The sequence below is a fragment of the Mariprofundus erugo genome, assembly GCF_005818865.1.
Classification (GTDB): Bacteria; Pseudomonadota; Zetaproteobacteria; order Mariprofundales; family Mariprofundaceae; genus Mariprofundus; species Mariprofundus erugo.
The window spans coordinates 170,402-183,894 of record NZ_VBRY01000007.1 but is presented as its reverse complement, the minus strand read 5'-3'; the positions used below and the strand labels follow the sequence as shown (position 1 = coordinate 183,894).

Sequence of the window (13,493 nt, the reverse complement as noted above, 5' to 3'; positions counted from 1 at the left end):
CAAATGTTGCTCCTGCACATTTGTCGAAACCGCGTGGGACTTTCGCCCCCAACCGATTTCGAGTCGGTGCCGTTGTGACCGCTTCGAGTACCTCTCCATATGTTGTCAGCATGATGTGCACCGTTTCCGCACTTATGCCAACCTGAACCGTTGCCCTGCGGGCGGGATGATTCGGGGCTCCTGCCCCTCACCCCTTACGGGGCCGCCGTCATACTTCCGGCGTTCAAATGTTGCTCCTGCACATTTGTCGAAACCGCGTGGGACTTTCGCCCCCAACCGATTTCGAGTCGGTGCCGTTGTGACCGCTTCGAGTACCTCTCCATATGTTGTCAGCATGATGTGCACCGTTTCTGCACTTATGCCAACAATGACAGGCGGCGCAGCATAGAGCGGCGCGCCAGCCTGTCAAAGGCAGTCGTTACTCGCTGAACGCACCAATACGACGCAGGCGCTCGGCGCGGCCTGCAAGCAGCTTGTCAGTCGACATGGAGAGCAGTTCTTTCAGTGTGCCTTCCAGCACATTGCCGATCAGCTCTGCCGCCGCCGCCACATTGCGATGGGCGCCCTCTTTCGGCTCGGCAATAATACCATCAATCAGTCCGAGCTCCTGCAGATCCTGTGCCGTCGGCTTCAATGCCTCTGCTGCTTCGGAGGCAAACGCGCGGTCACGCCAGAGAATCGCCGCACACCCTTCCGGTGAAATCACCGAATAGGTGGAAAACTGCTGCATATACATGCGATCACCGACACCAATCGCCAGCGCGCCACCGGAGCCACCTTCGCCGATCACGGTGCAGATCACCGGCACCTTCAACCCGGCCAGCTCCTGCAGGTTACGGGCAATCGCCTCACTCTGGCCGTGCTCTTCTGCATCGATACCCGGCCAGGCACCGGCGGTATCGATAAAGGTCAATACAGGCAAATCGAAGCGCTCGGCCAAACGGAACAGGCGCAGTGCCTTACGATAGCCTTCAGGCCTCGGCATGCCGAAGTTGCGCCGCAACTTCTCCTTGGTATCACGCCCCTTCTGGTGTCCCACGACCATCACACTCCGGCCACGGAAGCTGGCCAGGCCACCGACAATCGCACCGTCATCGGCAAAGGTGCGCTCACCATGCAGCTCCTGAAAATCATCAAAAAGAAGCGGAATATAATCAAGAACATACGGCCTGTCGGGATGTCTGGATAACTGGCAAATCTGGGAGCGGGTCGCTTTGCTGTAGATCTGCTCGACCAGCTTGTCGCGCTTGATATTCAGCCGCTCCACCTCTTCGGCAATGTTCACCCCCGAGCCGCTGCCCATACTGGACAACTCCTCGATCTTGGAGGTCAACTCCGCAATTGGACGTTCAAATTCGAGATAACTAAAGGCCACTTTATCCTCTCTTGTCGTTCCGATCTTGTCCCCTGCGCACCTGCTGAGGGCGTACAGGCTTCCATGCCCGGCAACGAACATGAATGGCGTCAACGCCGAAACGGGCATCCAGTTGTGCTTTGGTCTGCTCATCCCAGCGAATACACGGTCCGGTCTGCAAAAGGGCAAGACTAGCGTCCGGCAGCCTGACATGGAATGACAGACATGCAGGCCCTCCCGTGGCCAGCGATTTTAACCAGGTCACCGTCTCCCGATCCCAGGTCAGGCTGGCTGTTGAAATCTGCACTTCACTGACCAGATCCGGCATCAGTTCTTCCAGCGAGGCAATCGCATCGGCAATCAGAACCGGCTCATCCTTGCTGCGATCCACACGCACCGCGACCAACAACGGGATATCCGCCTGCAGCAATTCTGCAGCTTCGGCATAGACCGCGGCGAAGCAGACCATTTCCGCCTGCCCGTGCAAATCTTCCAGCTGCACGAATGCCATCGTACCGCGTCCACCCTGGTACTGGCGAATGGATGAAACACCAACGGCAATCACCACCTCACTGCCATCCTCGCGCGTCGCCAGCTCGCCCAGATGACAATCACTCAACCCTGTGGCCCGCTTCAGCCATGACTCCAGCGGGTGGCCGGTCAGATAAAAACCGATCACCTCACGTTCAGCCTGCAAACACTCACCGGCATTCCACGGCGTGACCGCAGGGAAACCACCGCTATCACTTTCAGGCTCGGCGACACCAAACAGCGAGGACTGATTGGAGGCAAACTCCTTGCGCTTGCGCGACAGCGCTTCAAGCACTTCCCCCATCCCCTCCAGGGCTGCCCGCTGATGCGGGATTAAACCGGAGAGAGCCCCGGCCTTGATCAACGCCTCAAGAATTCGCTTGTTGAGCGTACGCGGCGGAGCCCGCATGATCATATCCTCGAAGGAGGAGAACGGGCCACGCTTCTTGCGCTCCTCGATCACGGCACGCACCGCAGCTTCACCCACCCCCTTGATCGCCCCCAAACCATAGCGGATATGCTCACCTTCAGGCCTGAATTCCCAGTCGGATTCATTGATATGCGGCGGTGTCACCTCGATGCCCATATTGCGACAATCACTCACCAGCATCGCCAGTTTATCGGTATTGCCCATATCGCAGCTCATCGTGGCGGCCATAAAGGCGCGCGGATAGTGCGCTTTCAGATAGGCGGTCTGATACGAGATCAGTGCATAGGCGGCAGAGTGCGACTTGTTAAAGCCGTAGCCGGCGAACTTCTCCATCAGGTCGAACATATGTTCGGCCTTTTCAAGGTTCACCTTCTGCTTCTCCGCACCCTCCATGAAAATCTGGCGCTGCTTGGCCATCTCTTCGGGCTTTTTCTTACCCATGGCTCGCCGCAGCATATCCGCCTGCCCCAGCGTATAGCCGGCCAGCAGCTGGGCGATCTGCATCACCTGCTCCTGATACAGAATCACACCGTTGGTTTCCTGCAGGATGGGCTTGAGCTGCGGAAACAGATAAACAATCTCCTGGCGCCCGTGCTTACACTCGATAAAGGTATCCACCATGCCCGATTCCAGCGGGCCGGGGCGGTAGAGTGCCACCAGTGCAATAATGTCCTCAAAACAGTCGGGCTTGAGACGGGTCAGAAGATCACGCATGCCCGATGATTCCACCTGGAACACCGCACCGGTCTGCCCTCGCTGCATCAGCTTGAAGGTAGCCAGATCGTCCATCGGGATTCTGGTGATATCAAAGTTGCGGGCAACATCACCGCTTTCATACTGGCGCACCAGCTTCACCGCGATATCAATCACCGTCAGTGTTTTCAGGCCGAGAAAGTCGAACTTGATCAGCCCCACCTTCTCCACATTGGCCATGTCCCACTGGACCACCTTGCCCTCTTCGCCGGCCACCTTGAACAATGGTGCTGTATCGACCAGCTCACGCCGGCCGATAATCACACCGGCAGCATGCTTGCCGGCATTACGGTGACGCCCCTCCAGCCTGCGGGCCAGCGCGAACAAACGTTCGACCTCCACATCCTCCTTGACCAGTTTGGCCAGCTTGGGCTCATCCACCAGCGCCTTTTCAAGCGTCATTTTCAGATCATTCGGCACCAGTTTGGCGATCATGTTGACCTTGGCGAGCTCCATGCCAAGCACGCGCCCGACATCCCTGATCACCGCCTTGGCCTTCATCGAACCGAAGGTGATGATCTGCGCCACCTTGTCCTCGCCATATTTTGCCGTCACATAACGGATCGCCTCTTCACGCCGGCTCATACAGAAATCGATATCGAAGTCGGGCATCGAGACACGTTCGGGATTGAGGAATCGCTCGAACAGCAGGCCATACTTGATCGGATCCAGATCGGTAATTTTCAGGCAATAGGCAACCAGGGAGCCGGCACCGGAACCACGGCCCGGTCCGACCGGAATCCCCTGATGCTTCGACCAGGTTATGAAGTCCGATACGATCAGGAAGTAGCCGGGAAAGCCCATCTTTTCGATCACATCGAGCTCGAACTGCAGGCGGGCATCGTATATTTCCCGTTTTGCCTCAGGGTCACCGGCAAGAATCGCCGGCCAGCGCTCATGAAGTCCCTCGGCCGATTGCTCGCGCATATAGGCCGACAGTTCCATATCCTCAGGCGGCTGAAAATCAGGCAGCTGATAGTGGCCGAACTGCAAATCCACATTGCAGCGGTTGGCAATATGGATGCTGTTTTCCAGCGCCTCGGGAATATCCTCGAACAGCGCCTGCATCTCCTCATACGACTTCAGATAATATTCAGGCGTAAAGTGGCCGGCCACATCATCGTGGATGGTACGGTTCTGTTGCAACGCCAGCATCGCCTCGAACGCCTGAAAATCCTCGCGCTCAAGGAAGTGGGCATTGTTACTCGCCACCAGTGGAATATGCAGCTCATGCGCCAGTTCGATCAGGGCATCATTAACCCGCTCCTGGCCGGCGGCGTTATGGCGTTGAATCTCAAGAAAAAAGCAGTTTTCATGAAACATATCACGGTAGGCGATCGCCGCCTGACGGGCCGCCTCCCGGTCCCCCCGCTGCAGATGCTGCTCCACCTCTCCGTTCCAGCCGGATGAGAGCGCAATCAGGCCATCGGCATGTTCGCGCAGAAATGGCTTGCCGACACGCGGCTTATAATAAAAACCTTCAAGATAGGAGACTGAAACCAGTTTCAGCAGATTTTTCCAGCCACGATTATTGCGAGCCAGCAGCACCAGCTGCGGAAAACGGGGGCCGCGCGGCCCCTCTGAAATACGCTGGTTGTGATCTTCGCAGATATAAACTTCACAGCCCATAATCGGCTTGATGCCCATACGCATGGCTTTGGTATAAAACTCGATGGCACCAAACAGGTTGCCATAATCGGTCAGCGCTACAGCAGGCTGATGCATCTCCGCCACCCTGTTAAGCATTTCGCTGACAGAGAGGGTGGCACCCAGCAGGGAGAAGTCGGAGTGAACATGCAGGTGGGCAAACGGGGCGAATCGCATGTGGCGAGGATAACCGCGACACAGCTGTTTTGCATTATCCGGCAGCAGCCCGGACCATGCCTCCCTGCAAGATATTCAGAGAAATCGTGACCTATTCACTGCCTCCGTGCGAGCCATCATCAGCCCGCACGGACACCTGTAAATCGATATCGCCCTGGCAACCACAAGGCAAAAAGCTCCATAAGGCAGACGTTCAAAACACGGAGCTGCCGGCCATGCATCGAGCCTGGCCGGCCATATGAATCACTTTATTTCGGATCCACGTCACCGTAGATCACAACGCCGGCCGTCTTGTCTTCGTAGACCTTCATCCACACATTCATGCCGTAGTTCACATCCGAAAGCATGGAGCGCTTGATAATCAGGCGCACCTTGCGAGTCCCTTCATCCTCGGCATACATAATGTTGCACATACCGGCAATCGAGTAAAACTGGGAATCTTCATCCGACTCATTGGTGAAACCGAACTGGCAGTTCAAGCCACCATTGGAAAGATTACCCTGAGCCATGCGCAGCGCATCCAGCTGCAGATTCACCACGTCACCGTTCTTCAGTACCGGTGTCCGGTTAAGAAAGATCACATCGGCCTTGCCCTGCACCTGCTCAAACAGCTGGGCATAGGTACCGGTAATGATTGAATCAAATTCATAATTGGGATCTCGCTTCTCAAAAGCCGCGATATTCAGCCTTACCAGCTCATCAGCCTCGGCACTGATCACAGGCATCATAATGGATGCCACCCACAGCGCGATCAAAGTTTTTAACAGACGTAGTTTCATTTCAGCCTCTCGTTCATCGATTGTCATTCAGTCATTTCCTGTATCCGCACAGACGGCCTTGCATGTCATCAATCAATGACGGACCACTCCGCTTGCGCTCTTTGCTATTGAGCGGCGCTGGCCACACCCGGAACGTGCAACAGAACAGGAACAGCGCACTATGCAGATAATTATGACACCGGTGAGACAAGCGCCCGAATGACTCGCACCGGCACGACACCGGCAAAGGATAACGGTGTGACTTTACCCGCAGGCTGTGCCACGTAGCCTGTGCGGCTAAAGTGCCAACAAGGGGAATCATGCATGGTCAAACATATCGTCATGTGGAAGCTGAAGGATAAAAACGGAGCTGCCGCTCTCAAAGCCGCACTTGAGGCTCTGGCGGGAAAGATCCCCGGCCTGCTTGCTATTGAAGTCGGCATCGACTTTCTGCAGTCAGAGCAGTCGGCTGATCTGGTACTGACCACAACGCATACGGATCGTGATGCTCTGGCCGCATATCAGGCCCACCCTGAACATCAGGCCGTTGTGCCCATGGTCAGGGCGGCAACCATGGCCCGCACTGTCGTTGATTACGAATTAAGCCAGTGATAAAGCGTTAAGGAAGCGCTGATTAAGTTCGGCGCTTCCGAGCGAGCCATGGACGGCTCGCCAAATCAGGCGCGTAAGTGCCTGATTTGTAAGCAAAGACAAAACCACGCTTTTGTCCTTGCGAACTGATTTTTGCCAGGAGGGCAATAAATCAGCATCTCCTTAAGGAAGCGCTGATTAAGTTCGGCGCTTCCGAGCGAGCCATGGACGGCATGCAAAGGCAAAGCAACACCTTGCCTTTGCTTATGCGTCGAACAGCTCCTGCTGCAGCAAAGCGCGCAGGTTGTCGATGCCCAGCCCTTTGGCGCTGGAGGTGGGTAGCGGCTTGAGCAGCCCCCCCATCGCATCGGTCATCTCTTTCAACCGCCTGGAACGCCCGTTACCGGAGAGTTTATCCGCCTTGGTGGCCACCGGCACCCAGCGAATACCGGCCTCATTCAGCCACTCGATCAGCTGCATATCCGAGTCCTTCGGCCCATGGCGTATATCAAGCAGCACCAGCACCAGTTTGAGATCAGCACCGGTGAGGTAGCCATCAATCATGCTGATCCAGCGATTCTGCTCACTTTTTGAGGCTCTCGCATAACCGTAACCCGGCAAATCCACCACCAGCATACGATCGTCAACGGCGAACAGATTCAGCAGGCGCGTACAGCCAGGGTTTTTCGATGTCTTCACCAGCCCGTTACGGCCGAACAGTGCATTCATCAGGGAGGACTTGCCTACATTGGAGTGGCCGGCCACAGCCACCTGCGGCAACCCCGTATCCGGGAACTCGCGCGCATTGGCGACCGATTGCAGAAAGTGCGTATTAGGCCAGTGAATGCGGGACGCTGTTGTATCGTTCATGCGGCGAGGCTGACAACTGTCTATCTTCCGGGCAAGCTGAACCTGCAGGCCTGCTGCAACGAGCAACCACGACAGCGGCTCTTTGCGGCAAAATGACGCACACCCGGCCACGCAAACAGTAGAAATTTTCATGCAATACCACTGGTATCGCATGCTGAACTGGCTCACTGCTGAAGTCGCAGCTATGCTTGCCCGTTTTTTAGGCAACAGGACACTTATACCGATGAACAACAGATTGCTTCCCGGCTTCAGACTGGGGAAATATACCATTGATGACCCGCTGGTACTGGCACCGATGGCCGGCATTACCGACCTCCCGTTCCGGCGCATCTGCAAACGCTTTGGCGTCGGCCTGATGGTGACCGAGATGATTGCATCGCGCGCCGTGGATATGGGGCGTGAACGCACCGAGCGCATGGCGGAGCTGGGAGCGGACGAGCACCCGGTCTCCATCCAGATTGCCGGCTCCGATCCCGCTTTTGTCACCGAGGCTGCCCGCTGGGCTGTTGGCCATGGCGCTGACTTTGTCGACATCAATATGGGCTGTCCGGTCAAAAAAATATGCAAACAGATCGCTGGCTCTGCCATGCTGAAGGATCCGCCACTGGTGGCGCGCGTCCTTGAGGCTGTAGTGGCTGCTGTCGATGTGCCCGTCACGCTGAAAATTCGCACCGGCTGGGACGAACAGAACAAAAATGTGGAACAGATCGCCCGCATTGCCGAAGAGAGCGGTATTCAGCTGCTGACGGTCCACGGCCGCACCCGTGCCCAGATGTTCCATGGCCATGCCAACTGGGAAGATATCGGCCGGGCCAAAGCCGCCGTATCGATTCCGGTGATCGGCAATGGCGATATTATCGATGCGGCATCGGCACGTGAAATGATCCGCATCTCCGGCTGTGATGGTATCATGGTGGGTCGAGCCGTTCAGGGTAACCCCTGGGTGCTTGGCGAAGTTCACGCCGCCATCATGGGGCTGCCCCTCCCGCCACCACCTACAGCAACCGAACGCTGGGCGATTGTCGACGAGCATCTGCAACAGATGGCTGCCCATCATGGCATCCGCACCGCCTCGAAACTCGCCCGCAAACATGTCATCTGGTACAGCAAGGGGCTGCACGGATCAGCCGAGTTCCGTCAGTCATTCCAGACGCTGAATGACTGGCAACAGATGCTCGATGTGGCGCGCCATTACTTTCTCTCACCCGAATTGCAGCTTCACCATGAGCGACCGCTGCATGCTTGAGCAAATCCCTCTTTCATTCCTGCCGCTGCCGCTGATCCTGCTGGACAGCGAAGCCCGTATTCTGCAAACCAATCTGTTGGCACAGGAGGCACTGGGGCAATCGGACCGCAAGCTGGTAGGACGCAGCCTCGCATCGATTTTTTCACCCTCTGTCGAGATTGAGCGTGTGCTGGCATTACTGACGCCCTATAGCGGCGGAGCCTCCAATCACCATCTCTGCATGCGCAGCACAGGCACCCCGATCTCCCTGCACCTGGGCCTGCATGAGGGCGGCATGACCGCTGTCTTTATCCCGGAAGCCCACCGCAGCGAAGTTGAGCGCCATGCCCGACGCCATGAAATGGCAGAGGCCGTAGCCCGCATTGCCCTGGAGATGGCGCATGAGGTCAAAAACCCGCTGGCATCACTGAAGGGCGCCAGCCAGTGGCTCAATGAGCAGGAGCTTACCCCCTCAACCCGGGAGGCTGTCACCCGTATGCTCGATGACGTAGACCGAATTCGCGGGCGCATCGATGCATTTCTGCAGGTCGGCCCGCGTGCCGCCATTCGCATGCAGTCGATCAACATTCACACACTGATTCAGGATGTCTCCCGCCCGGTTGAAGGCATCCGGGTCAGCCAGGTATTCGATCCCAGCCTGCCGGAAACGCAGGCCGATACAGGTCGACTCAGACAGGCGCTGGAAAACCTGTGGCAGAATGCCGTTGAGGCCGCCGACAGCTATATTGAGTGGCAGACACGGATGGCACCACTCGTTCACCTGCCCGGCCATCATGGACAGGTGATCGAGGTTCGCATCACCAACGACGGACAGACCGTACCTCCGGAACTGAGGGAGCGGCTGTTTGAACCCTACGTCACAGGCAAGCAGCGCGGTAGCGGCCTGGGGCTGGCACTGGTGCAACGGGTCATGCTCGAGCATGGCGGCCGTATCAATATGCGCTGCGATAACGGGCGCACCACCATGACCCTGCAACTGCCGGTCCGCCACAGCAATGAGGATAAATAGATGCGAGTATTGATTGTTGATGATGATGAGGGCATTCGCTGGGTACTGGACAAGGTGCTGCGTGAAGAAGGCGTTGATGTGGTGGCGGCAGGCTCGATTGCCGAAGCGCGCGCAGCCCTGACCACCGGCCCGTTTGCACTGGCATTTCTTGATGTCTATCTGCCGGATGGTAATGGCATGGATCTGCTTGCATCGGGCCTGCCGATGCCGGTTGTCATGCTGACGGCGGAAACCACCTTCGGTCATGCCGCTGAGGCATACCGCATGGGGGCCATGGAGTATCTGCCCAAGCCATTCGACCTTGGCGAGGTAAGGCAGCTGCTGGCAAGAGTGCGCCCTGCAAAAAAAGAAAAAGTCAGTGGTAACGTACGCAGTGAAAAGAACGAAGATCTGATCATCGGCCGCAGCCCGGCCATGCAGCAGATGTTCCGCACCCTGGGACGCGTGGCCACCTCCGATTTGACTGTCCTGATCACCGGAGAGTCGGGTACCGGCAAGGAGATGGTCGCCAAGACACTGCACGAACGCAGTCAGCGGGCAGGCAAAGCCTTTGTCGCCATCAATACCGCCGCCATTCCTGCCGATCTGCTTGAATCCGAGCTGTTCGGCCATGAAAAGGGCTCATTCACCGGCGCCGATAAAACACGCGAGGGCCGCTTCGTGCAGGCCGATGGCGGTACCCTGTTTCTGGATGAAATCGGTGATATGCCGCTGGCGCTGCAGGCCAAGTTGCTGCGTGTACTGGAGGAGGGCCGGGTCCAGCGTGTGGGCGGCAGTGAATCCAGGGTGGTCAATGTACGCCTGCTCGCCGCCACCCACCAGAACCTGACCAGCAAAATCACCAAGGGTGAATTCCGTGAAGACCTCTACTACCGTCTGAACGTCATTCCGGTACAGATTCCGCCGTTACGCGAGCGTCGGGATGATATCCCTGAGCTGGCCAACTTCCTGCTGGATCAGGCCACGGAAGAGCTCGGCATGGACAAACCGATCCTGCTCGATGATGCCATGGATCTGTTAAGCCGGCATGACTGGCCCGGCAATGTGCGTGAACTGAAAAACGTCATGCGTCGTCTGGCGGTATTGACCCCCGGCGCCACCATCACGCTGACCGATGTGGCACTGGCCCTGGGTAACACCAACAACCACACCGGTGAGGAAGAGACGCTCGGAGACTCCGTCACCCGCTGCACCCGGCAATACCTGCATCAGCTGGGCTATGCCCGAGCCACCAATCTGCATCAGTACATGCTCGAACAGGTCGAGCCGCCCCTGCTGGTGCTGGCACTGGAACAGTGTCATGGCAACCAGCTGAAGGTGTCAGACATGCTCGGCCTGAACCGCAACACCGTGCGCAAGCTGTTGCGAAAGTACAATATCGACCCGGCCTATTTCCGCTGAGAGAGTACTGAATCAGGGCATATCGGCATGACCCGGAGCGGCCCTGGCACAAATCCGCTGCGGCATCCGGCCATCCGGCCGGATGCCTGCCTATGCCACACAATTGTCATTTGACTTCCCGCCACCGGATATGCACTGTCCACCGCGTTTTCGCCACAACTATTTGATTTCTATAAAGATCTATACGGAATAAAAGAGGAGAAGCGAACATCACCAACCACTTCAGGAGCCCATACGATTGAGAAGCGCTTACCCCAATACAGTGCTGGTTGTCGACGATGATGAGATGATTCGCATCACCGCCAGCATGATCCTGGGCGCCGGTGGATTCACTGTTATCACCGTTGATCACGGACAGACCGCCATCGATCTCTTCACAGCACAACAGGATGAAATTGTCCTGATCGTGCTGGATGTCAATATGCCTGAAATGGATGGCAATACGTGCTTTGCCCGTCTCCGGGAAATCAGGCCGGATATACCGGTCGTATTCTGTTCGGGCTATAACAAGGGCGGCAAGAGTGCTGACCTGATTGAGACCGGCAAAGCCGCTTTCATCAAGAAACCTTACGTTGCAGAGGATTTAATCGCCACCTGCAAGCGTGCTATCGTCCAGACTTCGCACACACAATCATAATCCCTTTCCCGGTTCGACAAATAACATTTTACACAGCATGAGGCTGCAGGACAAAACATGAGCAAGCGTGAGTTACCCCATACAGAGCCAGTCGGTGAGAAACTTCCCGACCATGCGCTTTACAGTGGCGAGGCCGAGATGCACGGCGCCTTTGGCGACCTCATTGCCGATATCGCCCGATCCTTCTATGACTCACTGAAAAAAGAGCTGGTGACGACACCTGCGACAGAAGAGAAGCCGGTCATCCTCTGCATTGATGATGAAAAAATGATTCATATCGCGCTCAGCGATTACATCAGCAGAAGCAACTGTGTGCCGGTCTGTGCCAAAAGCGCCAAAGAGGCACAAAAAATACTCAAAAAAGTGCGCCCCAATCTCATTTTGCTGGATATATTCATGCCCGGTGACGACTCGCTGGCGCTGCTGAAATACTTCAAGGAGAAAAAGCGGTTACGCGATATTCCCGTCATCATTGTCACGGGCATGAACGATACCGATCTGATCGCCAAATACCTCGAAGCCGGTGCCATGGATTATTTCCTCAAGCCGCTGATCAACAAGCAGGAGACGCTGGCACCTCTGTCACAGACAGAGACGCCTCAAAAGACAGCCGGTCATCTCGTGCTTAGTGACCATGAACGCGAAACGGTGCTGACACTGTTGCGTTGCGCCAACAAGCGGCTGGAAAAAACTGTCAACCACAATGAGCTGAGTGATGAAGTGATTCACGACCTGAATAATGTGCTGCTGGGGCTCTCCACGATCCACAAAATCATTGCCGATAAATAGCCCCCGCTTGTAACCGGCCACCAGCCCGACCTGTTTCGGGCAGCCGGTTGCAGCCCAAACCATGCTTTTCTATCTGTAGAAAACAGAAAGCGGCCGTCTTTATGAGCTGACGATCGCCATGGCTGCGGCATAACCGGATGACCAGGCCCACTGGAAGTTAAAACCGCCCAGATGGCCGGTTACATCCACCACCTCACCAATAAAGTAGAGGCCAGGCATGCGCTTGCACTCCATCGTTTTGGAAGAGAGCTCATCGGTATCGACACCGCCAACCGTCACTTCGGCCGTACGATAACCTTCGGTGCCATTGGGTTTGAGCAGCCAGTTGTGTAAACGCCCTTCCACCTCCCGGCGCTGACCGTCGCTGAGCTGGACCAGACGTATTTCGCCCAGACCATCCTCCGTCAGCAGTTGCACCAGTCGCCGGGGCAACAGCTCTGCCAGCACCGTTGCCAGCTGCGCCTGCGGCCGCTGCTCCCGCTTGCCATCAAGGTAACGGGTTGTATCCATATCCGGCAGCAGATCCACAGCAAGGGCATCTCCCGGCTGCCAGTATGAAGAGATCTGCAGCATGGCCGGACCTGAAAGGCCACGATGTGTAAACAGCATCGCCTCACGAAATGAGCGACCACGACAACTGACCTGAACCGGCAGCGAGATGCCTGCCAGTGCATTCAGCCGCTCCTTCTCCCGGCCGGTAAAGGTAAATGGCACCAGCCCCGGCACCGGGGCAATCACATGAAGACCGAAGGACTCGGCAATTTTCAAACCCAGCGCCGTCGCTCCCATTTTGGGAATGGAAAGGCCACCGGTCGCCACCACCAGTGCAGCTGCATGGTAAACGCCCTTATCCGTCGTCAGGCGATAACCATCATCGCTGCGCTCCACCGTATGCACGGCAGTATTCAGCCGGATCTCCACCCCTCCATCACGACAGGGGGCAAGCAGCATCTCAAGAATCTGGCGGGCAGAGTCATCACAAAAGAGCTGGCCATGTTCGCGCTCATGATAACGAATGCCGTGTTGCTCCACCCAGGCGATACAATCGGCGGCAGAAAACCGGGCCAGTGCCGACTTGCAAAAGTGAGGGTTGGCGGAAACAAAGTCAGCGGGGCCTGCAAAACGGTTGGTGAAGTTGCAACGCCCCCCACCTGAGATGAGAATCTTTTTACCGGCCTTCTCGGCATGATCAAGCACCAGCACCGACTTGCCATAGGGCGCCACACTACCGGCACACATTAACCCGGCTGCTCCGGCACCAATCACAATCACATCATATTCACGCATCGCCGTATTGTGC

The 13,493-nt window shown here is 56.6% G+C and carries 11 protein-coding genes; 6 read left to right on the top strand and 5 right to left on the bottom strand.

Going from position 1 to position 13,493, the window contains the following annotated elements:
• Positions 1-418: 418 nt before the first annotated feature.
• The 3 genes from FEF65_RS08985 to FEF65_RS08975 form a co-directional block, all read right to left on the bottom strand.
• Entirely contained in the window at positions 419-1,375 is a 957-nt protein-coding gene (locus FEF65_RS08985) for an acetyl-CoA carboxylase carboxyltransferase subunit alpha (protein ID WP_162847936.1), read from the bottom strand.
• A gap of 1 nt (position 1,376) precedes the next feature.
• Positions 1,377-4,892 carry a DNA polymerase III subunit alpha gene (gene dnaE / locus FEF65_RS08980; RefSeq protein ID WP_138239458.1) on the bottom strand — a complete coding sequence of 1,172 codons (3,516 nt, stop codon included), beginning with the start codon at positions 4,890-4,892 and terminating at the stop codon, positions 1,377-1,379.
• Positions 4,893-5,140: 248 nt separating this feature from the next.
• Positions 5,141-5,698, bottom strand: coding sequence for a hypothetical protein (locus FEF65_RS08975; RefSeq protein ID WP_138239457.1), 558 nt, complete (start codon positions 5,696-5,698; stop codon positions 5,141-5,143).
• Positions 5,699-5,974: 276 nt separating this feature from the next.
• Between FEF65_RS08975 and FEF65_RS08970 the strand changes: the two genes are divergently transcribed.
• Complete coding sequence (locus FEF65_RS08970) at positions 5,975-6,262, top strand: Dabb family protein (RefSeq protein WP_138239456.1); 288 nt, start codon at positions 5,975-5,977, stop codon at positions 6,260-6,262.
• A 243-nt stretch (positions 6,263-6,505) separates the two neighbouring features.
• Here FEF65_RS08970 and yihA read toward each other — a convergent pair whose 3' ends face one another.
• Entirely contained in the window at positions 6,506-7,111 is a 606-nt protein-coding gene (gene yihA, locus FEF65_RS08965) for a ribosome biogenesis GTP-binding protein YihA/YsxC (RefSeq protein WP_138239455.1), read from the bottom strand.
• A gap of 223 nt (positions 7,112-7,334) precedes the next feature.
• Between yihA and dusB the strand changes: the two genes are divergently transcribed.
• From dusB to FEF65_RS08940, 5 genes are all read left to right on the top strand, one after another.
• On the top strand, positions 7,335-8,357 hold the full coding sequence (gene dusB, locus FEF65_RS08960) for a tRNA dihydrouridine synthase DusB (protein ID WP_138239454.1): 1,023 nt from the start codon (positions 7,335-7,337) through the stop codon (positions 8,355-8,357).
• Positions 8,335-9,366 carry a two-component system sensor histidine kinase NtrB gene (locus FEF65_RS08955; protein WP_238701305.1) on the top strand — a complete coding sequence of 344 codons (1,032 nt, stop codon included), beginning with the start codon at positions 8,335-8,337 and terminating at the stop codon, positions 9,364-9,366. The genes dusB and FEF65_RS08955 overlap by 23 nt, the downstream gene beginning before the upstream one ends.
• Complete coding sequence (locus FEF65_RS08950) at positions 9,367-10,767, top strand: sigma-54-dependent transcriptional regulator (protein WP_138239453.1); 1,401 nt, start codon at positions 9,367-9,369, stop codon at positions 10,765-10,767.
• 238 nt (positions 10,768-11,005) lie between these two features.
• Positions 11,006-11,404, top strand: coding sequence for a response regulator (locus FEF65_RS08945; RefSeq protein ID WP_138239452.1), 399 nt, complete (start codon positions 11,006-11,008; stop codon positions 11,402-11,404).
• A gap of 57 nt (positions 11,405-11,461) precedes the next feature.
• A complete protein-coding gene (locus FEF65_RS08940) occupies positions 11,462-12,193 on the top strand; it encodes a response regulator (RefSeq protein WP_138239451.1) in 732 nt (243 codons plus the stop codon).
• A gap of 99 nt (positions 12,194-12,292) precedes the next feature.
• Here the strand turns inward: FEF65_RS08940 and FEF65_RS08935 are convergent, their stop codons facing one another.
• A complete protein-coding gene (locus FEF65_RS08935) occupies positions 12,293-13,480 on the bottom strand; it encodes a BaiN/RdsA family NAD(P)/FAD-dependent oxidoreductase (protein WP_138239450.1) in 1,188 nt (395 codons plus the stop codon).
• Positions 13,481-13,493 lie beyond the last annotated feature (13 nt).

Bases quoted from the DNA above. Each gene is read 5' to 3' on its own strand.
- FEF65_RS08970 (WP_138239456.1), top strand. From the start codon at position 5,975: ATGGTCAAACATATCGTCATGTGGAAGCTGAAGGATAAAAACGGAGCT.
- dusB (WP_138239454.1), top strand. From the start codon at position 7,335: ATGAACAACAGATTGCTTCCCGGCTTCAGACTGGGGAAATATACCATT.
- FEF65_RS08955 (WP_238701305.1), top strand. From the start codon at position 8,335: ATGAGCGACCGCTGCATGCTTGAGCAAATCCCTCTTTCATTCCTGCCG.
- FEF65_RS08935 (WP_138239450.1), bottom strand. From the start codon at position 13,480: ATGCGTGAATATGATGTGATTGTGATTGGTGCCGGAGCAGCCGGGTTA.
- FEF65_RS08950 (WP_138239453.1), top strand. From the start codon at position 9,367: ATGCGAGTATTGATTGTTGATGATGATGAGGGCATTCGCTGGGTACTG.
- dnaE (WP_138239458.1), bottom strand. From the start codon at position 4,892: ATGCGATTCGCCCCGTTTGCCCACCTGCATGTTCACTCCGACTTCTCC.
- FEF65_RS08940 (WP_138239451.1), top strand. From the start codon at position 11,462: ATGAGCAAGCGTGAGTTACCCCATACAGAGCCAGTCGGTGAGAAACTT.
- yihA (WP_138239455.1), bottom strand. From the start codon at position 7,111: ATGAACGATACAACAGCGTCCCGCATTCACTGGCCTAATACGCACTTT.
- FEF65_RS08975 (WP_138239457.1), bottom strand. From the start codon at position 5,698: ATGACAATCGATGAACGAGAGGCTGAAATGAAACTACGTCTGTTAAAA.